The 25490-nt window shown below is 71.6% G+C and carries 26 protein-coding genes and 1 pseudogene; 17 read left to right on the top strand and 10 right to left on the bottom strand.

Annotated features, from left to right (window positions below; all coding sequences use genetic code 11):
• Nucleotides 1-116: 116 nt before the first annotated feature.
• From JOE48_RS13125 to JOE48_RS13095, 7 genes are all read right to left on the bottom strand, one after another.
• Nucleotides 117-1373, bottom strand: coding sequence for a cytochrome P450 (locus tag JOE48_RS13125; RefSeq protein WP_210030337.1), 1257 nt, complete (start codon nt 1371-1373; stop codon nt 117-119).
• Nucleotides 1366-2685: an NAD(P)/FAD-dependent oxidoreductase gene (locus JOE48_RS13120; RefSeq protein ID WP_210035736.1), complete on the bottom strand. Its 1320-nt coding sequence runs from the start codon at nt 2683-2685 to the stop codon at nt 1366-1368. Before JOE48_RS13120 ends, JOE48_RS13125 begins: the two co-directional genes overlap by 8 nt.
• Nucleotides 2685-2924: a ferredoxin gene (locus JOE48_RS13115; protein ID WP_245252814.1), complete on the bottom strand. Its 240-nt coding sequence runs from the start codon at nt 2922-2924 to the stop codon at nt 2685-2687. The genes JOE48_RS13120 and JOE48_RS13115 overlap by 1 nt, the downstream gene beginning before the upstream one ends.
• A complete protein-coding gene (locus JOE48_RS13110) occupies nt 2921-4240 on the bottom strand; it encodes a nucleotide disphospho-sugar-binding domain-containing protein (protein ID WP_210030336.1) in 1320 nt (439 codons plus the stop codon). Before JOE48_RS13110 ends, JOE48_RS13115 begins: the two co-directional genes overlap by 4 nt.
• A gap of 268 nt (nt 4241-4508) precedes the next feature.
• A complete protein-coding gene (locus tag JOE48_RS13105) occupies nt 4509-5141 on the bottom strand; it encodes a TPM domain-containing protein (RefSeq protein ID WP_210030335.1) in 633 nt (210 codons plus the stop codon).
• The gene (locus JOE48_RS13100) at nt 5131-5946 is read right to left on the bottom strand and encodes a TPM domain-containing protein (RefSeq protein ID WP_210030334.1); all 816 of its coding nucleotides are present in this window, start codon (nt 5944-5946) and stop codon (nt 5131-5133) included. Before JOE48_RS13100 ends, JOE48_RS13105 begins: the two co-directional genes overlap by 11 nt.
• Before the next feature lies 1 nt (nt 5947).
• Entirely contained in the window at nt 5948-6583 is a 636-nt protein-coding gene (locus JOE48_RS13095; protein ID WP_210030333.1) for a LemA family protein, read from the bottom strand.
• A 192-nt stretch (nt 6584-6775) separates the two neighbouring features.
• Between JOE48_RS13095 and JOE48_RS13090 the strand changes: the two genes are divergently transcribed.
• From JOE48_RS13090 to JOE48_RS13070, 5 genes are all read left to right on the top strand, one after another.
• On the top strand, nt 6776-7150 hold the full coding sequence (locus tag JOE48_RS13090; protein ID WP_210030332.1) for a hypothetical protein: 375 nt from the start codon (nt 6776-6778) through the stop codon (nt 7148-7150).
• 29 nt (nt 7151-7179) lie between these two features.
• Nucleotides 7180-8121 (top strand): LysR family transcriptional regulator, encoded by a 942-nt coding sequence (locus JOE48_RS13085; RefSeq protein WP_210030330.1) that lies wholly within the window; start codon nt 7180-7182, stop codon nt 8119-8121.
• Between the two features lie 325 nt (nt 8122-8446).
• Nucleotides 8447-9640, top strand: coding sequence for a CaiB/BaiF CoA transferase family protein (locus tag JOE48_RS13080; protein ID WP_210030329.1), 1194 nt, complete (start codon nt 8447-8449; stop codon nt 9638-9640).
• On the top strand, nt 9637-10560 hold the full coding sequence (locus tag JOE48_RS13075) for a hydroxymethylglutaryl-CoA lyase (protein ID WP_210030327.1): 924 nt from the start codon (nt 9637-9639) through the stop codon (nt 10558-10560). Before JOE48_RS13080 ends, JOE48_RS13075 begins: the two co-directional genes overlap by 4 nt.
• A 235-nt stretch (nt 10561-10795) precedes the next feature.
• Nucleotides 10796-12121: an MFS transporter gene (locus JOE48_RS13070; protein WP_210030325.1), complete on the top strand. Its 1326-nt coding sequence runs from the start codon at nt 10796-10798 to the stop codon at nt 12119-12121.
• 32 nt (nt 12122-12153) lie between these two features.
• On the opposite strand, the pseudogene JOE48_RS31225 reads toward JOE48_RS13070, so the two are convergent.
• Nucleotides 12154-13090, bottom strand: a pseudogene (locus tag JOE48_RS31225) (helix-turn-helix transcriptional regulator).
• Nucleotides 13091-13340: 250 nt separating this feature from the next.
• Here JOE48_RS31225 and JOE48_RS13060 point away from each other — a divergent pair.
• A complete protein-coding gene (locus tag JOE48_RS13060) occupies nt 13341-13748 on the top strand; it encodes a MucR family transcriptional regulator (protein ID WP_210030323.1) in 408 nt (135 codons plus the stop codon).
• Nucleotides 13749-13751: 3 nt separating this feature from the next.
• On the top strand, nt 13752-14003 hold the full coding sequence (locus tag JOE48_RS13055; RefSeq protein WP_210030322.1) for a hypothetical protein: 252 nt from the start codon (nt 13752-13754) through the stop codon (nt 14001-14003).
• Nucleotides 14004-14089: 86 nt separating this feature from the next.
• Here JOE48_RS13055 and JOE48_RS13050 read toward each other — a convergent pair whose 3' ends face one another.
• Nucleotides 14090-15718 (bottom strand): inorganic phosphate transporter, encoded by a 1629-nt coding sequence (locus tag JOE48_RS13050; protein ID WP_210030320.1) that lies wholly within the window; start codon nt 15716-15718, stop codon nt 14090-14092.
• Between the two features lie 309 nt (nt 15719-16027).
• Here JOE48_RS13050 and JOE48_RS13045 point away from each other — a divergent pair, with 309 nt between their 5' ends.
• From JOE48_RS13045 to phnE (JOE48_RS13015), 7 genes are all read left to right on the top strand, one after another.
• On the top strand, nt 16028-17176 hold the full coding sequence (locus tag JOE48_RS13045) for a ceramide glucosyltransferase (RefSeq protein WP_210030318.1): 1149 nt from the start codon (nt 16028-16030) through the stop codon (nt 17174-17176).
• A gap of 28 nt (nt 17177-17204) precedes the next feature.
• Entirely contained in the window at nt 17205-17891 is a 687-nt protein-coding gene (locus tag JOE48_RS13040; RefSeq protein WP_210030316.1) for a DUF1045 domain-containing protein, read from the top strand.
• Nucleotides 17884-18504, top strand: a complete 621-nt coding sequence (locus JOE48_RS13035) for a chloramphenicol acetyltransferase (RefSeq protein ID WP_210030314.1) — start codon at nt 17884-17886, stop codon at nt 18502-18504. The genes JOE48_RS13040 and JOE48_RS13035 overlap by 8 nt, the downstream gene beginning before the upstream one ends.
• A 111-nt stretch (nt 18505-18615) precedes the next feature.
• On the top strand, nt 18616-19464 hold the full coding sequence (phnC, locus tag JOE48_RS13030; RefSeq protein WP_210030313.1) for a phosphonate ABC transporter ATP-binding protein: 849 nt from the start codon (nt 18616-18618) through the stop codon (nt 19462-19464).
• Nucleotides 19465-19566: 102 nt separating this feature from the next.
• Entirely contained in the window at nt 19567-20496 is a 930-nt protein-coding gene (phnD, locus tag JOE48_RS13025; protein ID WP_210030312.1) for a phosphonate ABC transporter substrate-binding protein, read from the top strand.
• 16 nt (nt 20497-20512) lie between these two features.
• Nucleotides 20513-21394, top strand: coding sequence for a phosphonate ABC transporter, permease protein PhnE (gene phnE / locus JOE48_RS13020; RefSeq protein WP_210030311.1), 882 nt, complete (start codon nt 20513-20515; stop codon nt 21392-21394).
• Nucleotides 21391-22260, top strand: coding sequence for a phosphonate ABC transporter, permease protein PhnE (gene phnE, locus JOE48_RS13015; protein WP_210030310.1), 870 nt, complete (start codon nt 21391-21393; stop codon nt 22258-22260). The genes phnE (JOE48_RS13020) and phnE (JOE48_RS13015) overlap by 4 nt, the downstream gene beginning before the upstream one ends.
• Nucleotides 22261-22467: 207 nt before the next feature.
• Here the strand turns inward: phnE (JOE48_RS13015) and phnF are convergent, their stop codons facing one another.
• Complete coding sequence (phnF, locus tag JOE48_RS13010) at nt 22468-23211, bottom strand: phosphonate metabolism transcriptional regulator PhnF (RefSeq protein WP_210030308.1); 744 nt, start codon at nt 23209-23211, stop codon at nt 22468-22470.
• Nucleotides 23212-23290: 79 nt separating this feature from the next.
• Here phnF and phnG point away from each other — a divergent pair, with 79 nt between their 5' ends.
• From phnG to JOE48_RS12995, 3 genes are read left to right on the top strand one after another with little or no spacing between them, the layout of a single operon-like run.
• Nucleotides 23291-23761: a phosphonate C-P lyase system protein PhnG gene (gene phnG, locus JOE48_RS13005; protein WP_312893185.1), complete on the top strand. Its 471-nt coding sequence runs from the start codon at nt 23291-23293 to the stop codon at nt 23759-23761.
• 2 nt (nt 23762-23763) lie between these two features.
• Nucleotides 23764-24351 carry a phosphonate C-P lyase system protein PhnH gene (gene phnH / locus JOE48_RS13000; RefSeq protein ID WP_210030304.1) on the top strand — a complete coding sequence of 196 codons (588 nt, stop codon included), beginning with the start codon at nt 23764-23766 and terminating at the stop codon, nt 24349-24351.
• A gap of 3 nt (nt 24352-24354) precedes the next feature.
• Complete coding sequence (locus tag JOE48_RS12995) at nt 24355-25461, top strand: carbon-phosphorus lyase complex subunit PhnI (RefSeq protein ID WP_210030303.1); 1107 nt, start codon at nt 24355-24357, stop codon at nt 25459-25461.
• Nucleotides 25462-25490: the final 29 nt, after the last annotated feature.

Raw genomic sequence — 25490 nt, 5'->3', positions numbered from 1 at the left:
GCGCCTCGACACCGAGAGCGGTTCTGGGTTCCGGGCTCGCCTCCGGCGCCCCGGAACGACGACCGGTCGTTCGTGGAAGATCGGCGCGGCGTCGGATTCCCCAAGCGCGTGTCGCCCTATGATTCCTGCGCGGGGGCGATCCCGTCGATTCCGATCGCCAGCTGCTCGGGGCCTCGGAGCGAGGCGCCGGACCGATAGGGCGGCGGATCGCGCACCAGGCGCGGCGCGATGAGGCGTCCGCTCAAGGCAACGAGCGCGATCTCGGCCTCGAGCCGCGCCAGCGGCGCACCCACGCAGAAATGCAGGCCGCCGCCAAAGCCGAAATGCTCGACATCCGGACGGTCCGGATCGAAGCGGTCGGGGGCCCCGAAGCGGGCGGGATCGCGATTGGCTGCGGCGAACAGGAGGATCACCGACGCGCCCTTCGGGATCGTCTCGCCGGCGTGCGTGATCGCGCCGAGCGCCTTGCGGGTCCGGAAATGCACGGGCGGCTCGTAGCGCAAAACCTCCTCGATCACCCGCGGGGCACGCTCGGGATCGGCGCGCAGGCGCTCCAGCTCCTGTGGATGCCGGAGCAGGGTCAGCATCGCGTTGGTGATGAGGTTCACCGTCGTCTCGTGGCCCGCGACCAGCAGCAGGATCGCGGTGGAGATCAGATCGAAATCGCTCATCTGCTTCGCGCCGCCCGGCCCGGGCGCGGCAAGCCCGCTCAGCATGTCGTCGGCCGGCCGGCTGCGCTTCTCGCGGATGAGGTTGCGCATGTAATCGGAGATCGCGTCGAAGGCCGCCACCGTGTGGCGCCGGCTCTCGACGTCGCCGCGCGCATCCGGCTCCAGCGCGGTGGCGAGCTGCGTCGCCCAGGACTGGAAGCGCGGCTCGTCGGTCACCGGCACGCCGAGCAGTTCGCAGATCACCGAGACGGGCAGGGGGTAGGACAAATCCTCCACGAGGCAGAGGCGGTCGCGCTCGCGGCACTTGTCCAGAAGCGCGTCGACCTCGCGGACCACGCGGGAGCGCAGGCCCTGGACCCGCGCGATGGTGAATTCGCGCATCACCGCGGCGCGCAGGGTGTCGTGGTCGGGCGGGTCGCGGAAGATCAGCGGGCGGTGCGCGGTGGCGATCCGGCTCCGGATCGGGTTGATGATCCAGTCGCGGATCGGGTTTCCGGTGGCCGGCCGCTTGAACGGCGGCAGATCCTCCGAGCTGAGGCGCGGATCGAAGATCAGCGACCGGATCGCCGCGTGGGTGCTCACCACGTAGCTCCCGTCGCGCTGGCGCGAGACCGGGCGCTCGCGCAACCGGGCATAGAGCGGATAGGGATCGGCCCGGTTGGCCGGGTCCATCACGGCGGCGAACAGCGCGTCGTCAGGCATGCACGGTCTCGGAGCGGCTGGGCGCCGGGGCGGTCGCCCGCGGGGGGAAACCCGGCGCGGCGGTCTCGATCCGGGGCTGATCGGTGGCGTCCAGGATCGGCGGAAAGGCGCCGCCCGCCGTGATCGCCTGCGCGTAGGCCGGCAGCCAGCGCGCCTGGTCGAAGGAGAGTGCGGCGATGCTGCGCCCATTCCGGCCATAGACCGCCAGGAATCGCCGCGACGCCCGGGAGCCCTGAACCACGGCCAGCGCGTCGGCGCCCGCGGTTAGGCCGACCAGCTTGATGTTGATGCCGAACTGGCTCGACCAGAAGGCCGGCACGTGCTGGTAGGGGCGCTGGTCGTCCGGTCTCGCCAGCATGTTGCGGGCGGCATGGCCCGCCTGCTCGACGGCATTGCCCCAATGCTCCACCGAGACCAACCGATTGCCGTAGAGTGGGATCGGCCAGCGCGCCACGTCGCCGGCGGCGTAGATATCGGGGCAAGGCGCTCCCTCGGCGTCGAGGACCCGGCAAGCCGCATCGCAGGTGACGCCGCCGGGATCCGCCATCAGGCCGGCGCCCTGGAGCCAGCCGGTCGCCCGGGTCGCGCCGAGGGCGGCGATGACGAGGTCGGCCTCGATGGCCCCGCCATCCGACAGACGCGCGCGGACGACCCGGCCCGATCCATCACCCTCGAAGGCGCGCACCATCGTGCCGGGGCGGAACGCCGCGCCGGCATCGCGCAGGCAATCGGCGATGACTCCGCCGACGAAGGTTCCCAGAGAGGCGGCCAGGGGCGTGGGATTGGGATCGACCAGGGTCACCGCCAGGCCGAGGTCGCGCAGGCACGAGGCCGTTTCGCAGCCGATCAGGCCGCCGCCGACGATGAGCACCCGGCGCGGGCGGGCCTGCACGGCCGCGCGCAGGGCGGCCGCGTCATCGCGTCCGCGCAGGGTGAAGACGCCGCTCAGCCGTCCACCGGTCTCGGCCGGCCAGGATCGCGCCTCGGCCCCGGTCGCGATGAGAAGCTTATCGTAGGCCAGCGCGGTCCCGTCCGCGAGCCGGAGCGTCCGGTTGGTGCGGTCGAGGGCGATGGCCGGGCTGCCGAGACGCCACCGGGCGTGCAGGGATGCCAGCTCCGGCAGGCGGGTCGCGTCCGCGTCCAGGTCCCCGACGAGCACATGCTTCGACAGGGGCGGGCGGTCGTAGGGGCGGTGCGGCTCCGCGCCGACCAGGGTCAGGGGACCGGCATAGCCCGAGCGTCGCAGGGCCTCGGCACCGCGCAGGCCGGCGAGCGAGGCTCCGACCATCACGATCCCGGCCGGTTCAGGCATCACGGCGTCTCTCCATCATCCGCGCCGGCCTGAAGGCTGATGGCGCGGACCGGGCAGGCTTGAACGGCCCGCTCGATCGCGCCGCGCCGTGCGGCCGGCGGGGCCGGATCGTAGAACAGGATCTCGTGGCCGCGTAAGGTGAACGCATCGGGCGCCGCGTAGCAGCACTGCGCGTAGCCCTGGCAGCGGTTGAGATCGACGACGACGCGCAGCGGCTTCGCATCCGCAACAATCTTCATGCCGACCTCGCGATCGGGGCGGCGTCGCGGCCGGCGACCACGCCGGACCGGCCGAGATCGTCCACCGCCATCAGGATGGCAGCCATCGCGTCCCGGGCCGCGAACGCCGCGCCGATGTCACCGGCGCGCTGCCGAAATCCGGGATCGTCGAGAACCCGCGACACCGCCTCGCCCACTGCCTCGGGCGTCGGCGCGTTGGTACCGAGATTGACGCCGACGCCCGACCAGCCGATGCGCGCGTTCACCTCGGCCTTGTCCTCGGTCAGCCCGGCCGAGACGATCGGGACCCCGGCGGAGAGCGCCTGCGAGACGCTGCCGTAACCGCCATTCGTGACGAGCACGTTCACCCGGGGCAGCAGCTCACGGAACGGCAGGAAGCAGGACACGCGCGTGTTGGCCGGGATCGGCCCGTGCAGCGCATCGACGGGACGCCCCCCCGTGGTGGCCAGGACGAGCAGGTCGTCCCGATGAGCCAGCGCCGCGAGGGTTGGTTCGACCAGCTCGCCGAAATCCGCGTTGGCGAGCGTCCCCTGCGTCACCAGCACGACGGGCTTGCCCGCCGCATTCGCTCGCTCCAGCTCTGGCCACCAATCCGGCAGCGGCGCCGGAGGTGTGGGTGGCTGCAGGAGGCCGATGAAGCGCACGCCTGGCGGCAGGGTGCCGTAATCGTACTCGAAGCCCGGCACGGTGGGCTGGAGGAACAGGTCCGGCAGCAGCACGATGGAATGCGTCAGCGAGGCCGGGATCGGCGGCAGGCCGAGCCGGGCGAGCTGGGCATCCGTGTAGGCGCGCACCGGGTTGACGAAAGCTGCATCCATCCCGGCCTTCAGGGCCGCGTAGCGGACCTGGTCGGCCTGGTCCCGGGCGGGCGGCAGGCCGAGACCGACGGGCGCGTGGTCGGGCCGGTCCAGGAACAGGAAGCTGACATTGACCGTCACGATCGGCGGCCGCGGCGCCGTGTCGAGCAGAAGGGGCAGAACGCCCAGGAACATGCTGCCGGCCACGATGACGTCCGGCGCCTCCTCGGCGATCAGCCGACGCAGGGTCTCGGCCTGGACCGGCATCGGATCGATGAACCGCCGCTCGAATTCGCGCCGGTAACGCTCCGGTCCGGCGGGCAGGTCGGTCTCACGGAACGTCGCCGAATCGTTGTCCGGATAACCCGTGAAGCGCAGGCCGGCCGCCTCGACCTTCGGGCGGAAGGCCGGATCCGTGAGGACCAGGACCGTGTCGCCGCGCGCGGCGGCGGCGCGGCCGACGGCGAGCAGCGGGTTCACATGGCCCGTCAGCGGCGATGCGGCGATCAGGATCTTCATCACGGCCTCCTCGGGCAGGGGTCCAGTCGTGCCGGCCGCGCCCCTCGTCACCCGGCGCCGTCGCGAGGCGGCTGCCGCCGCAGCGGCGCGCGGGTCTCGACGGGAAAATCGCGCGCGCCGCCTGATGGTTACGGTCCGCCAGAAACCTTCGTGTGGCGCCGCACAAACTGTACCGGATGATATCTCTCATATCAGAAGCTGCATCACCAAACAGGCTCCCGTCAGCAGGTGATGGCACGCCTGCACAGACCCGGAAGGCGGGTTCGGTTCAATCGACCACGATCACGCGGTTGGGCAATTCGTCCGGATCGCCGATCCCCGCCGGAAGATGCTCCGCCAGGCACAGGCCGACCTGCTCCACCGCCGCATTCAGCCCGGCCTCGACCGCGCCGCGTCCCAGGGCGGCGACGAGGTCGTTGAGGATTCCGTCCCAGGCCGCGGGCGCGATGTGCCGGAGCACGCCGAGATCCGTGACGATCTCCGCATGGCGTTCGGCGAGCGACAGGTAGAGCAGGATGCCGGTGCGCCCGCGCGTGAGGCTCAGGCCCCGGGACCAGAAGGCCCGCTGGGCCGCCTCGCGAGCCCGGGCCCTGCGCAGCCGCCGTGGGACCAGGGCAAGGCGCAGGCGCTCGTTCTCGCTCGCCAGCAGGATCGCGGCCACGAGGGCGGCCTGGGCCAGGACGATCGACGCCGCGCTCCAGCTCGTCAGCGCGATCAGCGGCCAGGGCAGGACCAGCGCGGCGATCAGGGCCGCGAGCAGGGTGATCGACCGGTAGGCGCCCGCGCGCCGGCTCACCATCACGACGATCTCGCCGGACGTGCCGGCCTCGGCCCGCGACACCGCCCGGGCAAGCCGCTCCCGTGCCTCCGGCGTCAGCACGTCCGCGCCGCTACCAGTCACCGGAGGCTCCCCCACCACCCGACGAGCCGCCCCCGCCGGAAAATCCGCCGCCGAAGCCCCCGGACGAGCCGCCGTCCGAGAAGCCGCCGCCCCATCCGCCCGAGCCCGGACCCGGCAGGATCACGAGGCCGCCGCGTCCGCCCCGGCTGCCGACCCGGCCGCCGCCGCGGCTCATGCGCCAGGCGACGAACAGCACGATCAGGAACAGGATGATGAAGACCGCGACCTGGCCGCTATCGACCTCGTCGGCGCGCACCTGCGGCTTGCGCTGCCATTCCTGCGCGTCGCCGGACAGGATCGACAGGATCCCGTCGACGCCCGCGTTGAGACCCCCGTAATAGTCGCCGGTCTTGAAGCGGGGCGTGATCGCGCTGGCGATGATCACCCGGGAGAGGGCGTCGGTGAGCGCGCCCTCCAGCCCATAGCCGACCTCGATCCGGACCTTGCGCTCGCTCGGCGCCACCACCAGCAGGACGCCGTTGTTGGTCTTGGCCTGCCCGAGCTTCCAGGCCCGGAACAGGCGGTTGGAATAGTCCTCGATGGTCGTGCCCTGGAGATTGGGCACGGTGGCGACGACCACTTGGTCCGAGGTCTTGTCCTCGTGCGCCTTCAGCTTGCCTTCGAGCTGGCCGCGCTGCTCCGGCGTGAGGATGCCGGCCACGTCGACCACCCGGCCGGTCAGCGTCGGGAAGGTCAGCTCGGCCGCGAACGCCCCGACCACGTAGATCATCAGGCAGGCGCAGAGGACGGCGAGCGCCAGGGCGAGCCGCACCCGGTTGGGGATGCTCCGGCCCATGAGCGGCATCCTAGAACTTCACGTTCGGCGGCCGGTCGGCGTTGGGCGTCGCCGTGAAGGTCTCCATCGGCTTGGCGTCGGGATACAGGAACGCCGCGATCCAGCGGCCCGGGATGGTACGCACCTCGGTGTTGTAGGCCTGGACGGCGGTAATGTAGTCGCGCCGCGCCACCGCGATGCGGTTCTCGGTGCCTTCCAGCTGCGATTGCAGGGCGAGGAAGTTCTGGTTCGACTTGAGGTCGGGATACTTCTCCACCGTCACCAGCAGCCGACCGAGCGCGCCCGACAGCTGGTTCTGGGCATCCTGATAGTCCTTGAATTTCTGCGGATCGCTGACCGTGGAGGCGTCGACCTTCACGCTCGACGCCTTGGCGCGCGCCTCGGTGACGCCGATCAGCACGTCCTTCTCCTGCTGGGCGTAGCCCTTGACGGTCTCGACGAGATTGGGGATCAGGTCGGCCCGGCGCTGGTACTGGTTCTGCACCTCGCTCCAGGCGGATTTGGCCTGCTCCTGCAGGGTCGGCACTTGGTTGATCGCCCCGCAGCCGGACAGGCCCGCGGCCACAAGGATCACCGAGAGCACGCCGAGGAGGCGCGCCACCGCGGATGTCGGGCGCCACGCGCCGGCGCTCAGCGTCGTTCCCATATCGTCCCCCGTTCGCCGGGCCGGTCCGGCCCGTTGATCACAGAACCGAGAGATAAGGGGCTCCAACCGCCAAGGTAACCCCCTGGCCGGCGCCGCCCTGAAGGATTGTCGCAGTGCCCGGTCGGGCCTCACGGGCAACGGACCGCGCCGCAGGGCGTTCGGGCAATCGAGTCGGAGCCGCGGAGACCGGGAATGGATGCAGCACTCGCCGACCATGTCAGGGCCGCCAGCGCCGCCGCGCGGCGCCACGCCCTGGCCTTCCGGGCGCCGTCCGGCAAGGACGCACTGCCCTGGTCCGTCATCGAGGCGTTCGACGCCCGGATTCGCGGCCATGTCGCCCGCGACCCGCGGATCGAGGACGAGCGCGACCGCGTCCTGATCGCCGCCGTGAAGCTCGCCGAGACGCCGGTCGAGGAGGGCGAGGACAGCATCGCGGAGGCCCGCACTCACTTGGTCGACGCGATCGCCTATCTGGAGCAGGCGGTGCTGCGCTTCGGCCTCGTCAACCGGGCGGGGGCCAAGCTCGGCTACGGCAACTACGGCCAGCCGGTCGGGTCTCGGGACTAGCGCGGACGACCGACCGGGACCGCCGCCGGATGTCCGCAGACCTGCCCGCGGCCGCGACCCTGAGCCGCCTCGATCTCAAGACGCTCCGCCTGTTCGCGGCGATCTGCCAGGAGGGGACGCTGAACGGGGCGGCCCGGCGGGCGGCGATCGCCCCTTCGGCGGTGAGCAAGCGCTTGGCCGAGCTGGAGCACGCGCTGGGCTGCACCCTGCTCACCCGTGAGCCGCGCGGCATGCGGCTTACGCCCGCCGGCGAGACCCTGCTGCACCACACCCGCCGCATGTTGGCGAGCGCCGAGCAGATCGCCCTGGAACTCGCCGAGCATGCCCGCGGGGTCCGCGGCTTCGTGCGCGTGCTCGCCAACCTGTCGGCCATCGTGGAATTCCTGCCCGAGGACCTGCAGGCTTTCCTGGCGGCGCAGCCGGGGATCCGGCTCGATCTCGAGGAGCGCCCGAGCGGCGGCGTCGTGGCCGGCGTCGAGGAGGGGCTCGCCGATCTGGGCCTCTGCGCGGACAACACCGACACACGCAGCCTCACCGCCTATCCGTACCGGAGCGACCGCCTCGTCCTGGTGATGCCGATCGGCCACCCCCTGAGCGGGCGCGAGGCCGTCGCCCTGGCCGACACCCTCGATCACGACCATGTCGGGCTGCACGCGGAGAGCTCGATCTACGCCGCCCTGCGCGACGAGGCCCGGCGCCTCGGCCGTCCGCTGCGGCTGCGGATGCACGTGCCGAGCTTCGACGCGATCTGCCGGATGGCGCAGGTCGGCCTGGGTCTCGGCACCGTGCCGGAGCACGTCTACGCCCTGCTCGGGCCGCCGATGCGCCTCGCGGCGGTGCCGCTCACCGATCCGTGGGCGGCGCGCACGCTCCGCCTCGTGGTCCGCCCGGGTGCCCTGACACCGGCGGCGACGCTCCTGCTGGAGCATCTGCGCGGCGCCGCGGCCGGACGGGGTGGGGATCCGGGTTGACGGATTGTGCTGCTGGCCGATGAGGCCTGCCCTCGGACACCCGCGCCGTCGTTCCGGGGCGCCGCAGGCGAGCCCGGAACCCAGAGCCGCTGCTGGTGCCATGACTTGACGTGTCGGCGGGTCCGGATCCCGGGCGCCGGTGCGCGGCGCGGGATGACGGGTCGGTCATCCGGGACGCGGCCCGCTTCCGGAAATCCGACGCTGTGCCACCCCTTCGTCCCGAGACGGTGCGTTCTCCACCGGCGAACGCAGGATGGCGCATGACGTTTGGACTTCACGGCGGCAACGGCAGTATGGCCAGGGCAACAAAACATGGAGGAAAGCCGTGTCCGGTCCGCTCAGCGGTATCCGCGTTCTCGAGCTTGGTCAGCTGATCGCCGCGCCGTTCGCGACGCGGCTGATGGCCGAGTTCGGCGCCGAGGTCATCAAGGTCGAGCCCCCGGGCGAGGGTGACCCGCTCCGGAAGTGGCGCAAGATGCACGAGGGCACCTCGCTCTGGTGGTACCTGCAGTCGCGCAACAAGAAGTCGATCGCCGTCAATCTGAAGACGCCGGAAGGCCTCGACATCGTCAAGCAGCTCGCCGCGAGCGCCGACGTGGTGGTCGAGAACTTCCGCCCCGGCGGCCTCGAGAAGCTGGGGCTCGGCTGGGACGTGCTCTCGGCGCTCAACCCCAACCTCGTGATGGTCCGGATCTCGGGCTACGGCCAGACCGGCCCCTATCGCGACCGCCCGGGCTTCGGCGCCATCGGCGAATCGATGGGCGGCATCCGCTTCACCACCGGCAGCCCGGATTCCCCGCCCGCCCGCGTCGGCGTCAGCATCGGCGACACCCTGGCCTCGCTCCACGGCGTCATCGGTGCGCTGATGGCGCTGCTGCGGGTGAAGACCGGGCAGGGCGCCGGACAGGTCATCGACGTCTCGCTGGTCGAGAGCGTGTTCAACGTCATGGAGAGCCTTGTTCCCGAATACGACCTGCTGGGCGAGGTCCGCACCCGCACCGGCGGCGCGCTGCCGGGCATCACCCCGTCGAACACCTATCCGACGCGGGACGGGGGCTACGTGGTCATCGCCGGCAACAGCGACCCGATCTTCCGCCGGCTCATGACGGCGATCGGCCGGGCCGACCTCGCCGAGGATCCGGCGCTGCGCAACAACGAGGGCCGGTCGAAGCAATCCGGCCTGCTGGACGGATTGATCGCCGATTGGTCGAAGACCAAGACCGTCGAGGAGGCGCTCGCGGTCCTCGACGCGGCGGACGTGCCGGCCGGCCGGATCTACTCGGTGGCCGACATCGTGGCCGATCCGCACTACCAGGCCCGCGACATGATCCTCCAGGCGGAGCTCCCCGGCGGGAGAGCGGTCAAGATGCCCGGCATCGTGCCGAAGCTGTCCGACACACCCGGCGAAGTCCGCTGGCAGGGGCCGGCGCTCGGCGCTCACACGGATGCGGTGCTCGGCGAACTCGGCCTCGATCCCGAGCGCATCGCCGCGCTGCGGGCGAAGGGAGCGGTGGCATGAGCGAGCAGATCCTCGTCCAGGAGGTCGCCACCCGCGACGGCTTCCAGATCGAGCCCGTCTTCGTCGAGACCGCGGAAAAGATCCGGCTGATCGATGCCCTCGCGGAGGCCGGGTTCAGCCGGATCGAGGTCTCGTCCTTCGTGTCGCCGAAGGCGGTGCCCGCGCTCGCCGACGCGGCCGCGGTCTTCGCCGGGATCCAGCGCCGGCCCGGGACGGTCTACGTCGCCCTGGTGCCGAACCCGAAGGGCGCCGAGCGGGCACTGGCCGCCAAGGTCGACGAGATCAACCTCGTCGCCTCGGTGAGCGAGACCCACAACCGCGCCAACATGGGCATGAGCCCGGCCGACTCGATCGCCGGCTTCGCCCGGATCATGGATTCGGTGCGCGGCGCGCCTGTAAGCACCAACGCCACGGTGGCCACCGCCTTCGGCTGCCCGTTCGAGGGCGACCAGCCGGCCGACACGGTGGTGGCCCAGGTGGAGCGCTACCTGTCGCTCGGGGTCGACGGCGTGACGCTCGCCGACACGACCGGCATGGCCAATCCCCGGCAGGTGGCGCGCCTCGTCGCGCGCGTCCTGCCGCTGGTCGGCGCCGAGCGCCTGACGCTCCACTTCCACAACACCCGCGGGCTTGGCCTCGCCAACGTGCTGGCGGCCTACGATGCGGGCGCAAGGCGGTTCGACGCGGCGCTCGGCGGGCTCGGCGGCTGCCCGTTCGCACCCGGCGCCACCGGCAACATCTGCACCGAGGACCTCGTCAGCATGGCCCATGAGATGGGCGTGCCCACGGGCCTCGACCTCACGGCGCTGATCGGCCTGTCGCGGGACCTGCCCCGTCTCGTCGGCCACGACGTGCCCGGCCAGGTCGCCAAGGCCGGACGCCCCTGCGACTTGCATCCGGCGCCCGCCAGGGCGGCTTGAACCTGCTGACGGTGACCGCCCCACGGCACGCCACCGTGAAGCCCCGACGTCTCTGACGGACGCGACGGTCTCCCTCCCCCCTCTGGGGGGGAGGGGATCCGCACCGCGTTCGGCGCAGGGCTCATCGCACCGGTTGCTGTCGGCCCACGCACCCGAACCGTATCGCGCGGAAAAGCCACCCGCCCGAAGGCGGCATCGCCCACGACGCATCCCAAGAAACACCACGGAGGAAACCATGACCGCAGCCCTGTCCGGGTCGTCGGCCGCCGAGGCCGGCGCGGTGACGGAGACCAGCGTCGTCCGCAAGGTCGCGTGGCGGCTCATGCCGCTGATCATGATCTGCTACATGTTCGCGTTCTTCGACCGCATCAACATCAGCTTCGCCAAGTTCCAGCTCCAGAGCGACCTCGGCTTCAGCAACGTCGCCTACGGGCTCGGCGCCAGCATGTTCGTCGTCGGCTACGTGATCTTCGAGGTGCCCTCGAACCTGTTCCTCTACCGGGTCGGGGCGCGGCGCTGGATCGCCCGGATCATGATCTCCTGGGGCATCGCCACCGCGCTGATGATCTTCATCCGCAGCGAGTGGCACTTCTACGCCCTGCGCTTCCTGATCGGCGCCATGGAGGCGGGCTTCGCGCCGGGCATCCTCTATTACCTGACCCTCTGGTTCCCGGCCTCGCATCGCGGGCGGATCACCTCGTTCATGTTCGTCGCCTCGGCCTTCTCGGGCATCTTCGGCGCGCCGGTGGCGGGCCTGATCCTCGGCGGCCTCAACGGCGTCGGCGGCCTCGCCGGCTGGCAATGGCTGTTCCTGGCCGGCGGCCTGCCCTGCCTCGTGCTCGGCCTGCTCGTGCTGACGCGCCTCGACGACCGGATCGCCGACGCGAAGTGGCTCTCCGAGACCGAGAAGGCGCTCCTGTCCGGCCGCATCGCCCACCACAACCGCGAGATCGGCGACCACTCCCTGCTCGGGGCGATCCGGCAGCCCGGCTTCCTGATGATCGGGCTGATCTATTTCCTGCTGCAGATCGGCTCCTATGGCCTCAACTTCTGGGGGCCGGACCTGATCAAGACCGCGAGCGGCGGGCAGGCGGCCTCGGTGGGCTTCCTCACGGCGATCCCCTACATCTGCGGCGCAATCAGCATGGTGGTGATCGGGCGCCTGTCCGATGCCTCGGGCGAGCGGCCGAAATTCGTCGCCGGCCTCGCCGTCGCGGCGGCGCTCGGCTTCTTCGGCGCCGGCCTGTTCGACAAGCACATCGTGCCGCTGATGTTCGCGCTGGCGCTGCTGGGGGCCGGCATCGTGGCCTCGATCCCGACGTTCTGGACGCTGCCGGCCAAGCTCGTCACCGGCGTCGGCGCGGCGGGTGGCATCGCGCTGATCAACACCCTCGGCCAGTTCGGCGGCATCGTCAGCCCGGTGATGGTCGGGTGGGTCAAGGACCTCACCGGCTCGACGACGCCCGCCCTCTACGGCATCGGCGTCCTCTGCCTCGTCGCGGCGGTGCTCGCCCTCTTCGCCCTGCCGGCGAGCCTGCGGCGCAGCGACCGCTCGGCCTGAGCCCAGCCCCGCGGACGTCCCGGATCAGCGGATCACGGGGCGCCCAAGAGAGCCGCGTGCCGGTAGGCGCGCGGCGTCATCCCGGGACGCGCCTTGAAGCGGCGTGCGAAGTGGGCCTGGCTGGCGAAGCCGCACCCGTAGGCCAGCAGGCCGATCGGCAGATCCGCACGGGCCGGATCGGCCAAGCGCTGAGCCGCCGTCCCGATCCGACAGTCTCGGATGTCGTCCGAGATGTGCTCGCCGCGTTGGTGGAACAGCTCCTGCTGCCGGCGCAGCGAGACGCCGGCCGCGGCCGCGAGCTGCGGCGGGTCAAGGGACAGGTCGCCGAGATGGGCCTCGACATGGGCCTCGGCGCGGGGACCACGACCGAGCCGTGGACGGGCCGGCGCACCTCCATTCTCATCCGCTCGGCGATGCTGGCCACGATCAGCTCCATGCCGATCCCGGCCATGCGCGCGATGGCGCGCGGTGGCGGCGGATGCGCCTCAGCTCGTGGTGAGCGCCGCGGCGGCGCGGCTCGGGCCGACCGTCAGGGCCGTAAAGAGCCGAGACGGGCCCAGCACCCTGTCCAGGCGCGCGCAAAGGCTCCAGAAACTTGGACTGGCTGGCCGCCCCCGATGTCAGCACGACCGGGCGGTGATCGAGCACGAGCAGATCGCCCTGTCGTTGCAGGCAGGGCCGCTCGTCCGGCTGCGTGGCCAGCACGCCTGCGAGCTTGACGATCACGACGCGCGTGTCGCCCTTGTCAAAGCGCCGGATCGTGGCGGGCGTGACCGCGCTGCGCTTCGAGCCTTGCGAGATGCGGGTCATCAGCAGCGGGCCGATCTCGGCAGCGTCGAGCCTGCCCTCGAACGAGCCGGGGTCGAGCCGCGTCTGCTCGAGGGGCACCGGCTGCTCGAGCAGGAACTCCTGCCACCGCTGAAAACTGTTCCTCGGATGGAGCCCTGCGGTCGAAAACAGTGACTGCATCAATCGTTTACCTTGTCTGGGCCCCCGTTCGCGCGATCGGGCATAAGATATCGCGCTCCCGGACAAGATGCCGGCGTTTCATATTGTACATTATCTGCATCCTCAAGAATTGGCGGTTGGAAAACTTGAGGTAGTGCAAGATCCAGACCTGGCGTGGCCCTGCCTATCCGCCAAAATCCATGATTTGCAGGCTCTTACGATCTGAGCTTTCCGAGACCAGCCGACACATCCCACCACAGTGATGACCCAGATGAGCAACCTGAACGAAACGCCCTCCTCCTTCATGCTGGAAAAGGTCGGCGCGATCGTCGCCGCCTACGTGTCCCGCAACGCGGTCGGAATGGCCGAACTGCCAGGCCTCATCGACCAGGTCCACTCGGCGATCTCGGTCCTCCGGGGCGGCGGCTCGGGTGCTGGCTCGGCCGGGCTGACGCCTGCGCAGGTCGAGGCCTCGATCCAGCACGATGGGCTGATCAGCTTCATCGACGGCCGCTCGTACAAGACGATGAAGCGCCACCTGACGGCGAACGGCCTGACGCCCGAGCGCTACCGGGCCAAGTACGGCCTGCCGGCCGATTACCCGATGGTCGCCCCGGGCTATGCCGCCCGGCGGTCGGAGATCGCCCGCGCGATCCAGCTCGGACAGAAGGTCGGCTGAGCCATGGCGTCCGGTCTCTCGCAACCTCCGGCTAGGTCGCCGGAGCCGCGCCCGGAAACGGCGCGGTCCCGGGACGCCCTGGAGCGCGTCGCCCGGACGCTCGGCATCCCGGTCACGAACTTCTTCCCGGACGAGGAATGTCCGGACGCGGCGATCACGCAGGCGGCCGACCTCGTCTCCGCCTTCGTGGCGATCGCGAACCCGGCCGCGCGCCGGACCTGCCTGGCTTTCGTCCGGGCGATGTCGAGTTCCTGAGGGGTCGGGGGGCACCTCGGGAGGCTGGGTCGGAGACCGCGCGTTCCGGTGTTCGGGGCAGGTGCGGTCACCGGCCCGGCTACGCGTCAGAACAGGTGGCGCAGCAGGAAGAACAGGCTTGCCGCGAGCGTGATCGCCGCCGGCAGGGTCAGGATCCAGGCCAGCGCCATGTTGCGCACCGTGGACATCTGGAGCCCGGAGCCGTTGGCCGCCATCGTGCCGGCGACGCCCGACGACAGGATATGCGTGGTCGAGACCGGCAGGCCGTAGAGTTCGGCGAGCCCGATCGTGCCGGCGGCCACGATCTCGGCCGAGGCGCCCTGGGCGTAGGTGAGGTGGGTCTTGCCGATCTTCTCGCCCACCGTCACGACGATGCGCTTCCAGCCGACCATGGTGCCGAGCCCGAGGGCGAGGGCGACGCAGACCTTCACCCAGCCCGGGATGTAGCGGGTGCCGTCGTTGAGCAGGCCGGAATAGCCTTTCAGCGTCGCCGTGTCGGTCTCGGAGAGGTTGGCCCCCGTGGCCGGCAGCAGCCGCACCGCGTCGGCGGCGAGGTACATGTCGCTGCGCAGGTTCTGCGTCTGGGCGGCCGGCACGGTGCGGATCGCCCCGTAATTCTTGACGCTCGCGGCGATGTCGGTCGCGAGCGCCGCGAGCGCGGCATAGACCGGCGGCTGGTCGAGCGCCTTCGTCTTCAACGCCTCCGTCACCGTCCGGCGCGCCGCGGCGGCGTCCGGCACCGGCGCGCCGGGGGCGCGGGCGGAGAAGACCCGGCTCGCCGCCGTCGAGCTCTGCACGAAGGCCGGGGTCGTGTCGTCCGACATGGTGCGGTTCAGCGCGTAGGCGGTGGGGGCAGCGCCGATCAGGATCAGCATGATCAGGCCCATGCCCTTCTGCCCGTCATTGCCGCCGTGGAAGAAGGAGACCAGCGTGCAGGTGAGGATCAGCAGGCCGCGGATCCACAGGGGCGGGGGGGCATCGCCCTTGGGCGCCTCGTAGAGGTCCTTGCGGCGCACCGCGAACTTGAGCGCGAGCAGCAGCAGGGCCGCCAGCACGAAGCCGCAGACGGGCGAGAACAGCAGCGCCTTGAACACGTTGAGCGCCTGGTTCCAGTCGACGCCCGCGGTGCCGTCGCCGCCGCTCATCAGCTGGTTGGCGAGGCCGACACCGAGCACCGAGCCGATCAGCGCGTGAGACGAGGAGTTCGGCAGGCCGAAGGCCCAGGTGCCCAGATTCCAGATGATCGCGGCCAGCAGCAGCGCGAAGATCATCGCGTAGCCGGCATGGGAGCCGACATTCAGGATGAGTTCCACCGGCAGCAGGGTGACGATGGCATAGGCCACCGCCCCGGAGGATAGCATCACGCCGAGGAAGTTGAAGAAGCCCGACCAGATCACCGCCACCAGCGGCGGCAGCGAATGCGTGTAGATCACCGTGGCGACCGCGTTGGCGGTGTCGTGGAAGCCGTTCACGAATTCGAAGCCCAGCGCGATCAGCAGTGCGAGCCCGAGCAGCGCGAAGGCGCCATAGGCCAGCGGTGCCTCGCCGACCGCGTTCATGTCGGCGATCAGGCTCACGACGGCGTAGCCGAGCCCGGCCACCAGCACGAGCAGGAAGGCGACGAGGCCGCCCAGATGCATCCCGTGATCGAGGCGCGGGCCGCCCTCGGGCCTGCCTCGCGCGGCGGCCGACGGCATCGCGGCGGAATCGGACATGCAGCCTCACGCGGAATCATTTTTGATGGTGAGGCGGGATTAAATTGCGCGCGTGACGGTCCGGTGACGGGGCGCCCGTTGACGGTCGTGAAGACCGCATCCGATGGGCGGGGACCTTGCGACGAGCGCGGGCGTCGCCGCCTCGCCTGTCTTCGCTTCGGAGAATCCGGTCGCCGACCGATGGAAGACGCGTCCGGGCCCGTCGGCCGGCCGCCGCGATGAGCGCGCCGGCCGTCAGGCGGCTGTCACACGCCTGACGCGATCCGGCCGCTAGCGACCGGGCCGCGCAGGAGCGAACGAGAGATCCGCATGATTGACGCCACGGTGCCGGCCCTGTCCTTCGGCGCGCTCCTGGCCCTCATCCAGATCGGCAGCATCGCCATCGCGGGCCGGCGCCTCGGGCAGGTGCACGGCCCGTCGCGGTTTCCGGCGGGCGCGCCCGTCTCGCTGATCCGCCCGCTTCACGGGCTGGAGGCCTACAGCGAGGAGATGCTGACGCGGAGCTTCCGCCTCGATTATCCCGCCTACGAGCTGATCTTCTGCGTCGCCGATCCGGGCGATCCGATCCTCCCGCTCGTCAGGCGCCTGATCGCCGCCCACCCGCAGGTTCCCGCCCGCCTGATCCTCGGCGACGAGCGGATCAGCGAGAACCCGAAACTGAACAATTGCCTGCGCGGCTGGCGCGCCGCCGCCCACGACTGGGTGGTGCTGGCCGATTCCAACGTGGCGATGCCGCCGGACTACCTGCAGCGCCTCCAGGCGGCGTGGCGGGCCGAGACCGGCTTGGTCTGCTCCACCCCCGCCGGAGCCCGGCCGGGCAGCTTCATGGCCGAGGTGGAATGCGCCTTCCTCAACACCCTGCAGGCACGCTGGCAATACGCCGCCGAGGCCTTCGGGCTGGGCTTCGCGCAGGGCAAGAGCATGCTCTGGCACAAGCCGTTCCTGGACCAGCGCGGCGGCCTTCAGGCGCTGGCCGCCGAGATCGCCGAGGACGCGGCCGCCACCAAGCTGGTGCGCGCCGCCGGCAAGCGCATCCACCTCGTGGCGAGCCCGTTCGAGCAGCCCTTGGGCCCGCGCGGCTTCCGGGAGGTCTGGTCCCGCCAGCTCCGGTGGGCGCGCCTGCGCCGCGTGACCTTCCCGCTGTTCTTCGCGCCCGAGATCGGCAGCGGCGTCCTGCTGCCGGCGCTCCTCGTCGCCCTCGGGGCCGGCAGCCTCGCGGGCCTCGCCGGCGCTGCCGGCCTCGCCGCCCTGTGCTATGGCGCCGAGCACCGGCTCGCGCTCCGCGCGGGCTGGCACCGTTCGCCCCGCATGCTGGCGGCCTTCCTCGTGCGCGACGCCCTGATCCCGGCGATCTGGCTCGGCGCCTGGGTCCAGAGCGCCATCGTGTGGCGCGGCAACGCCATGGACGTGCGCCCGCGCCGGGCCGCCGAGGCGCGCAGCTACGCGCCGACGGCCTGACGGCGCTCGAAGACCCGGAGGCCGAGACGTGTCGCGCCGCTACGCCCTGTACTGCCTGCCCGCCCCGGGCTCGCGCCTCGAAGCCTTCGGACGGGGCGTGCTCGGCTACGACACCGTGTCCGGGGCACCAGTTCCCCATCCGGAAGGCCTCGAAGCCCTCGCCGCCGTCACCGCGGGGGCCCGGACTTACGGCTTCCACGCCACCCTCAAGGCGCCCCTGCGCCTCGCGGCGGGCGCCACCGAGTCCGAGCTCGTTGCCGCCGCCCGCGCCCTCGCGGCCGCCCACCCGCCGGTGACGGTCGGGCCTCTGACGGTCGCCGCGCTCGGGGCGTTCCTCGCCCTGGTGCCGGACGCCCCGCCGCCGGCCCTGGGGCTGTTCGCCGCCGAGTGCGTCGCGGCGCTCGACCCGTTCCGCGCGCCGCCCACCGAGGCCGAGCGTGCGAAGCGCCGCCCCGAGCGCCTCGATCCGCGCGGCCGCGCGCTGCTCGATCGCTGGGGCTACCCGTACGTGTTCGAGGCCTTCCGCTTCCACATGACCCTGACCGACGCCCTGCCGGAGGCGGATCGCGACGCCTGGCACCGGCGCCTGTCGGAGGCCTATGCCGCCTCCGGGCCCGAGCCCCTGGTGATCGACGCCCTCGGCCTCCTGACCCAGGACGGGACCGCGCCGTTCCGGCTCCTGGCACGCCTGCCCTTCGGAGAACCCCGTGGCTGACCTCTCCCTCGGCCTCGAGCCGGCGATCGATCCGAGTGCCCGGATCGTGGATTGCCGCCTCGGCCGCTACACCGAGATCGGCGCGCGCACCCGTCTCACCGAGACAAGCCTCGACGATTATTCCTACCTCGGCCCGGACGGCGAGGTGATCTACACCACGATCGGCAAGTTCTGCTCGATCGCCGCCAGCGTCCGGATCAACCCCGGCAACCACCCGATGGAGCGCGCCTCCCAGGCGCATTTCACCTACCGGGCGCATTCTTATTGGCCCGAGGAATCCGACGAGCCGGCCTTCTTCGACCGGCGCCGGGCGAGCCCGGTGGCGATCGGCCACGATGTCTGGATCGGCCACGGCGTGGTGGTCCTGCCCGGCCGCACCATCGGCACCGGCGCGGTGGTCGGCGCCGGCGCGATCGTCACCCGGGACGTCGAACCCTACACGATCGTGGTCGGCAATCCCGCCCGGCCGGTCCGGCGCCGGTTTCCGGACGTCGTCGCCGCGCGGCTGGAGCACCTCGCCTGGTGGGACTGGGACCACGAGCGCCTGCGCCGGGCGCTTCCGGATTTCCGCGGGCTTTCGATCGAAGCCTTCCTCGACCGGTACGAATCCTGATGCGGCGAGCGACAGTAGACGTTGCGCCGGCAAACAACATCGGATCGTATTCGTCATCCAATCGTCGTAGAACAGGCGTTTAGCTGCGACCATTCCCCGGCGGATGGATGCATGCTGGTCATCGAGGATCTTACGCGCCAGTACGGTGATCGGCGCGCCGTCGACGGTGTCTCGCTGCGGATCGAGCCCGGCAGCTTCGTCGGCGTGATCGGCCGGTCCGGTGCCGGCAAATCGACGCTGCTGCGGCTCATCAACCGCCTGGCGGACCCGAGTTCGGGGCGCATCCTCCACGACGGGCGCGACGTCACGCGGCTGCGGGGACGCGCCCTGCGGGACTGGCGCACCCGCTGCGCCATGATCTTCCAGCAGTTCAACCTCGTCGGCCGCCTCGACGTGATGACCAACGTCCTGATGGGCCGGCTGAGCCACGTGCCGAGCTACCGATCCCTGCTGCGGCAATGGTCCGAGGAGGACCGGGCGATGGCGCTCGCCGCCCTTGAGAGCTTCGACATGGGCGAGTTCGCCGGCCAGCAGGCCGACGGCCTGTCGGGCGGCCAGCAGCAGCGCGTCGCCATCGCCCGCGCCCTGGTGCAGGAGCCCGAGATCCTGCTCGCCGACGAGCCGGTGGCCTCCCTCGACCCGCGCAACACCCGCTTGGTAATGGACGCGCTGGCCGAGGTGAACCGCCGCTACGGCATCACCGTCCTGTGCAACCTGCACTCCCTCGACCTCGCCCGCGCCTATTGCGACCGCCTCGTCGGGCTCAGTGCCGGCCGGGTGGTGTTCGAGGGCGGGCCGTTCGACCTCACCCAGGATGTCGCCCGCCGGCTCTACGGCCTGGAGGCCGGCGAGGTGCTCGACGATTCGGCCCGACGCGAGGCCGAGCAGCGGGCGGCGATGCCGGGCCGGCCCGGCTTCGTGCCGGCGCGGCCCGTGCGCGAGGCCGCCCTCGGCGCCTGAACCGGGCCGTCCGGCCCCAACAGCAACGACAAATCGGGAAACGCCCGGCCGGCCCCGCGCCCGGCCGAACCCGCGACACACGCCGACACGAAGGATGACACGATGTTCACCCGACGCACCCTCGCCGCAGCCGCCACGGCCCTCGCGCTCCTCGGCCTGCCGGCTGCCGCCCAGGACTGGAAGGCGCAGTATCCCGAGCTGACCCTGGCGGTGATTCCGATGGAGAATGCCAGCGGTACGGTCGACCGCTACGCGCCGCTTGCGGATTACCTGACCAAGACGGTCGGCGTGCCGGTGAAGCTGCGGGTCGCCAGCGACTACGCAGCGGTGATCGAGGGCCAGCGCGCCGGCAACATCCAGCTCGCCTTCTACGGGCCGGCCTCCGTCGCCCGCGCCGCGATGACCGGCGTGAAGGTCGAGCCGGTGGTGAGCCCGATCCACGAGACCGGCGCCGCGGGCTATTACTCGGTGATCTACGCGCTGGCTTCCAGCCCGTACAAGACCATCGAGGATCTGAAGGGCAAGAACCTCGCCCTCGTCGATCCGAATTCCACCTCCGGCAACCAGGCGCCGCGCTTCTTCCTGAAGCGGGCCGGCTACGACGTGGACAAGTTCTTCGGCAAGGCGGTCTTTGCCGGCAGCCACGAGAACGCCGTCCTGGCGCTGACCCAGGGCACGGTCGAGGCCGCCGCCAACCTGTGGAATTCCGAGACCGACTCGATCGTCACCCGCATGATCACCAAGGGCATGCTGAAGAAGCCCGACGGCACGCCGCTGCAGACCTCCGACTTCCGGGTGGTGTTCAAGTCCGACTTCCTGCCGGAAGGCCCCTACGCCATGCTGGCCACCCTGCCGGACGGCCTGAAGGCCAAGATCCGGGAGGCGTTCATCGCCCTGCCGAAGGCCGACAAGGCCGCCTTCGACCGGCTCTCCGACGGCAAGGACCAGGGCCTCAAGCCGGTGACCCTCAAGGATTACCAGCCGATCATCGACATGCTGCGGTTCAACGACGAGCAGCGCAAGAAGTCCTGATCGGGAGGCGGCGGCCTTGCGTGGCCTGACGAAGCTGCCGCCGGAGCGGGCAGCCGCCCTCTCCGGCCTCTACGCGGCCTCGACCGGGGCCGCGCGCCGCCGGACGCTGGCGGGCTTCGCGGCGGTGGCGGCCCTGGCGCTCCTCGCCGGGTACGCCGCCGAGGTGCGGCCGCTGGTCCTTGCCGGGAACATCGGCAAGTTCACCGCCTACATCCAGCAGATCCTGCCGCCGGTCGGCCTCGACCATCCGGTCGAGGATCTGCGCGCCTGGTACTGGAACCTGCCCGGCTGGCTCGCCTTGCTGGGCGAGACCCTGCTGATGGCCTATCTCGGCACGCTGCTGGGGGCGCTGGCGGGCTTCGCCCTCAGCTTCGTCGCGGCCGCCAACTTGGTGCGGTCGCGCCTGCTGCGAATCCTGGCCAAGCGCTTCCTGGAGGTCTGCCGCACCGTCCCCGATGTGGTGTTCGCGCTGATCTTCGTGATCGCCTTCGGCCTCGGACCGATGGTCGGCGTGCTGGCGATCGCGATCCACACCACGGGAGCGCTGGGCAAGCTGTTCTCCGAGGTGGTCGAGAATAGCGACATGCGGCCCGTCGAGGGACTAGCCGCCTCGGGTGCCTCCTGGGTCGAGACCGTGCGCTTCGCGGTGCTGCCGCAGGTGCTGTCGAACTTCGCCTCCTACGGGCTGCTGCGCTTCGAGATCAACGTGCGCGGGGCGGCGGTGCTGGGCTTCGTCGGGGCAGGGGGGATCGGCCAGGAGTTCCTGGCCGCAATCCGCAACTTCTACTACGCGGACGTGAGCGCGATCCTCGTGCTGATCATCCTGACCGTGTTCTGCATCGACCTCGCCACCGAGCGGGTCCGCCACCGGCTGATCGGCCCGGAGACCGCCCGATGAGCGCGGCCCGCACCGGAGCCCTGCGGGCGGCGGCCCGGGCCGATCTCCAGCGGCTGCGCGCCCGCTACCCGGCGCAGTTCCGCGCCGACCGGGCCGCGCGGGCGCGCCTCGTTGGCGTTCTCGGCGTCCTGGCGGGTCTCACCGCCCTGGCGTGCTGGCGGCTCGACATGTCGGCCGCGCGGATCCTCCACGGGCTCGGGCGGCTCGGCACCTTCGCGGTGCTGATGCTGCCGCCATCCCCGGAGGGCCATCTCTGGACCTTCCTGCACGCGCTCGGCGAGACGCTGGGCATCGCGTTCCTCGGCACGCTCACGGCGGCGCTGCTGGCCTTCCCGGTGGCGTTCCTGGCCGCCCGGAACGTCGTGCCGAACCCGTTCGCCCGGTTCGCGGTCCGCCGCGGCCTCGACATCCTGCGCTCCGTGGACGTGCTGATCTGGGCGCTGATCTGGATCAACGTGGTCGGGCTCGGCCCCTTCGCCGGCCTGCTCGCCATCGCCTGCTCGGATGTGGGCGCGCTGGGCAAGCTGTTCTCCGAGGCGATCGAGACCTGCGACCGCCGCGCCGGCGAGGGCGTCGTCGCCTCGGGCGGCTCGGCCCTCCACCGCATCCGCTTCGGGCTGATCCCCGGGGTGCTGCCGGTGCTGGCGAGCCAGGTGCTGTACTTCTTCGAGTCGAACACCCGCTCGGCCACGATCATCGGCATCGTCGGCGCCGGTGGCATCGGCCAGTACCTCACCGAGCTGATCCGCGTGCTGGAGCTGCAGCAGGTCGCCTTCCTGGTGCTGATGATCCTCGTCACCGTGGCGGCGATCGACTGGGTCTCGACGCGCCTGCGCCGGGCGATCATCGGGCCGGCGGCGCGTTGAGAGTCCGGCGGGGTGACGTCATTCCGGGGCGCCCCAGGCGAGCCCGGACCCGAAGGGGCACGCCGGAGGCGGGCAATCCAGAACCGCCGTCGCGGCAGGCTTGCACACCGCAGGTGGTTCTGGGTTCCGGGCTCCGCTTCGCGGCCCCGGAACGACACGCTGCGTGATCGGGACCCGCCGCCGCATCCAGGCCTCATCCAAGTCTGCTCACCCGCCGATCACCAGCTCCACCCGGTCGGCGGCGAACAGGGTGCGGTTCGCCTGGATCGGCACGCCCGCGGGATCGACGTTGACGCTCGACACCACGAGGACGACCCGCCCCGGCGCGATGTCGAGGCGCCGCGCCTCCTCGGCATCGGCCGGGCGGGCGCGGACCCGCGTCGAGAGCCGGGTGTAGTCGGGGACGCCGCAGGCCGCGAAGGCCCGGGTGATCGAGCCGCGCGCGGCATAGGCCTCACCGAAGCCGGCGAAGCGCGGCAGCGGCAGCCAGGTCAGCGCGGTCGAGAGCGGCGCGTCGTCGGCCCGGTGGACCGTCAGCAGTTCCAGGGTGGGCGCGCCGGGGGCGAGGGCGAGCGCCGCCGCCTGTTCGGGTCCGGCCGGACGGGTGGTGGAGCCGATCAGGTCGCCCCAGGCCTCCCGGCCCGCCCCGGCGACGATCTCGGAGAAGCGCGTGCGCGGCCCGATCGGGTAGGCGAGGGGTGCCTCCTCCACGAAGGTGCCCCGGCCCTGGCTGGCGCGGACGAGGCCGCCCTCGGCCAGGGCGGCCAGCGCCCGCCGCACCGTGTGCCGGTTCACCGCGAACCGCATCGCCAGCACCGCCTCCGGGGGCAGTTTCTGTCCCGGCGCGTAACCGCCCGCCGCGATCTCTGCCGTCAGGGCGTCGGCGATCTGCCGCCACGCCGTGAGCCCCTCGCCTCGGACAAGCCCGGGTGCCTGCGCCTGCGCATCCATCCTGTCATCCAAACTTCATTTGTGGCCGCCACGCCAGTTGTCTATACACCTATACAACCGAGCGATGGAGGGAGTCGCGGTGACGACGAACCCGAGGGATCCGGAATCCGGCGGCGATGGCGCGGCGCGCCGGGCCGTGATGGCGCTCTGCGCCGAGGCGAGCCGCACCGACCTGGAGGCGGCGCTGTCGGCGCTCGACAGCCCGGCCAGCGCCGATCTGCGGCCGCCGGAGACCGGTCTGGTGATGGCGACCGGCCGGATCGGCGGCGACGGGCGCCCGTTCAATCTTGGCGAGGTCAGCGTGACCCGGGCCGCGATCCGCCTCGCGGACGGCCCGGCCGGCTTCGCCTACCATCTCGGCCGCGACCGCACGAAAGCGCGGCTCGCCGCGATCCTCGATGCCCTCTGGCAGGACCCGGCCCGGCGCGCCCGGGTCGAAGCGGCCCTGGAGCCCGCCGCCCGGCGGGTCGAGGCGTCCCGCGCGCAGGCGGCCCGGCGCACGGCCGCGACCCGGGTCGATTTCCTGACCCTCGCCCGCGGGGAGGATTGAGCATGCTCGCACCCGGCTTCGCCGATCCCGTCCACGATGCGCAGGCGGCGTTCCGCGCCGTGATGGACGCGCTCGCCCGGCCCGGCCGGATCCGGCCGCTCGACCCCGGCCTCACGCCGCCCCTGCCGCTGACTCCGGAACTCGCCGCCGTCGCGCTGGCGCTCATCGACGCCGACACGCCGGTCTGGCTCGACGCCGCGCTCGCCGCTGCGCCGGACGTCGCCGCATATCTGCGCTTCCACACCGGAGCGCCGCTCACCGACGACCCGGCCCGGGCCGCCTTCGCGCTGGTCCGCGAGCCCGCGCGGTGCCCGCCGCTCGGCCGCTTCGCGCCGGGGACGCCGGCCTATCCCGACACCTCGACCACCCTGGTTCTCGCCCTCGACACCATCGCCCCGGGGGCGGGGCTGCACCTGACCGGTCCCGGCATCGCGGGGAGCGCCCGCATGGCACTGACGCCCCTGCCGCCGGGCTTCGTCGGCCAGCTCGCCGAGAACCGCGCCGCGTTTCCCCTCGGAATCGACCTGATCCTCACCGCTCCGGGCCAGGTTGCCGGCCTGCCGCGCTCCACCATCGTGACGGAGGCTTGAGCCATGTACGTGGCCGTGAAGGGCGGCGAGGCCGCCATCGACAACGCCCACCGGCTCCTCGCCGAGACGCGCCGCGGCGACCCGTCGGTGCCGGAACTCTCCGTCGCGCAGATCCGCGCGCAGATGGCGCTGCTGGTCGACCGGGTGATGACCGAGGGCTCGCTCTACGATCCCGACCTCGCGGCTTTGGCCCTCAAACAGGCCCGCGGCGACGTGGTCGAGGCGGTGTTCCTGGTCCGCGCCTACCGGACGACGCTGCCCCGGTTCGGCGCCTCCGTGCCGCTGGAGACCGGCGCGATGGCGGTGGAGCGCCGGATCTCCGCCACCTTCAAGGATCTTCCGGGCGGCCAGGTGCTCGGGCCGACCTTCGACTACACCCACCGGCTGATCGACTTCGCCCTGGCCGCCGAGGGGGAGGTCGAACCCGCGGCCGAGGCCGAGCCGCGGGCCGATGCCGGCATCTGCCCACGGGTTACCGACCTGCTGGCGCAGGACGGCCTGATCGAGCCGTCGCCGCCGGATGACGGCGCGCCCGCGGGCGACCTGACCCGCGAGCCGGTGGATTACCCGGCCGACCGGGCGCTGCGGCTCCAGGCGCTGGCGCGGGGCGACGAGGGCTTCATCCTGAGCCTGGGCTACGCGACCCAGCGCGGCTACGGCCGCACCCACCCGTTCGTGGGCGAGATCCGGGTCGGCGAGGTGGCGGTGGAGTTCGTGCCCGAGGAGCTGGGCTTCGCGGTGCCGCTCGGCCGGGTGCGGCTCACCGAGTGCCAGATGGTCAACCAGTTCAAGGGCTCGCGCGCGGCGCCCCCCCAGTTCACCCGCGGCTACGGCCTGAGCTTCGGGCAGTGCGAGCGCAAGGCCATGGCGATGGCCCTCGTCGACCGGGCGCTCCGCGCGGAGGAGCTCGGCGAGCCGGTGGCGAGCCCGGCCCAGGATCAGGAATTCGTCCTGTCCCATTGCGACAGCCTCCAGGCGACCGGCTTCGTCGAGCACCTGAAGCTGCCTCACTACGTCGACTTCCAGGCCGAGCTGGAACTGGTCCGGCGCCTGCGTGCCGAGTTCGAGCAGGCATCCGAGTCCGTCGAAATGCAGGAGGCCGCGGAATGAGCGCGACAGGGTTGTCCGAGCCGTTCCCC

Source organism: Methylobacterium sp. PvR107 (genome assembly GCF_017833295.1).
GTDB lineage: Bacteria > Pseudomonadota > Alphaproteobacteria > Rhizobiales > Beijerinckiaceae > Methylobacterium.
Note: the sequence above shows the minus strand (reverse complement) of the source record. Positions and strands in the feature narration are given on the sequence as shown.

Bases quoted from the DNA above. Each gene is read 5' to 3' on its own strand.
- JOE48_RS13125 (WP_210030337.1), bottom strand. From the start codon at position 1,373: ATGCCTGACGACGCGCTGTTCGCCGCCGTGATGGACCCGGCCAACCGG.
- JOE48_RS13120 (WP_210035736.1), bottom strand. From the start codon at position 2,685: ATGCCTGAACCGGCCGGGATCGTGATGGTCGGAGCCTCGCTCGCCGGC.
- JOE48_RS13115 (WP_245252814.1), bottom strand. From the start codon at position 2,924: ATGAAGATTGTTGCGGATGCGAAGCCGCTGCGCGTCGTCGTCGATCTC.
- JOE48_RS13110 (WP_210030336.1), bottom strand. From the start codon at position 4,240: ATGAAGATCCTGATCGCCGCATCGCCGCTGACGGGCCATGTGAACCCG.
- JOE48_RS13100 (WP_210030334.1), bottom strand. From the start codon at position 5,946: ATGCCGCTCATGGGCCGGAGCATCCCCAACCGGGTGCGGCTCGCCCTG.
- JOE48_RS13095 (WP_210030333.1), bottom strand. From the start codon at position 6,583: ATGGGAACGACGCTGAGCGCCGGCGCGTGGCGCCCGACATCCGCGGTG.
- JOE48_RS13090 (WP_210030332.1), top strand. From the start codon at position 6,776: ATGGATGCAGCACTCGCCGACCATGTCAGGGCCGCCAGCGCCGCCGCG.
- JOE48_RS13085 (WP_210030330.1), top strand. From the start codon at position 7,180: ATGTCCGCAGACCTGCCCGCGGCCGCGACCCTGAGCCGCCTCGATCTC.
- JOE48_RS13075 (WP_210030327.1), top strand. From the start codon at position 9,637: ATGAGCGAGCAGATCCTCGTCCAGGAGGTCGCCACCCGCGACGGCTTC.
- JOE48_RS13070 (WP_210030325.1), top strand. From the start codon at position 10,796: ATGACCGCAGCCCTGTCCGGGTCGTCGGCCGCCGAGGCCGGCGCGGTG.
- JOE48_RS13060 (WP_210030323.1), top strand. From the start codon at position 13,341: ATGAGCAACCTGAACGAAACGCCCTCCTCCTTCATGCTGGAAAAGGTC.
- JOE48_RS13055 (WP_210030322.1), top strand. From the start codon at position 13,752: ATGGCGTCCGGTCTCTCGCAACCTCCGGCTAGGTCGCCGGAGCCGCGC.
- JOE48_RS13050 (WP_210030320.1), bottom strand. From the start codon at position 15,718: ATGTCCGATTCCGCCGCGATGCCGTCGGCCGCCGCGCGAGGCAGGCCC.
- JOE48_RS13045 (WP_210030318.1), top strand. From the start codon at position 16,028: ATGATTGACGCCACGGTGCCGGCCCTGTCCTTCGGCGCGCTCCTGGCC.
- phnC (WP_210030313.1), top strand. From the start codon at position 18,616: ATGCTGGTCATCGAGGATCTTACGCGCCAGTACGGTGATCGGCGCGCC.
- phnD (WP_210030312.1), top strand. From the start codon at position 19,567: ATGTTCACCCGACGCACCCTCGCCGCAGCCGCCACGGCCCTCGCGCTC.
- phnE (WP_210030310.1), top strand. From the start codon at position 21,391: ATGAGCGCGGCCCGCACCGGAGCCCTGCGGGCGGCGGCCCGGGCCGAT.
- phnF (WP_210030308.1), bottom strand. From the start codon at position 23,211: ATGGATGCGCAGGCGCAGGCACCCGGGCTTGTCCGAGGCGAGGGGCTC.
- phnH (WP_210030304.1), top strand. From the start codon at position 23,764: ATGCTCGCACCCGGCTTCGCCGATCCCGTCCACGATGCGCAGGCGGCG.
- JOE48_RS12995 (WP_210030303.1), top strand. From the start codon at position 24,355: ATGTACGTGGCCGTGAAGGGCGGCGAGGCCGCCATCGACAACGCCCAC.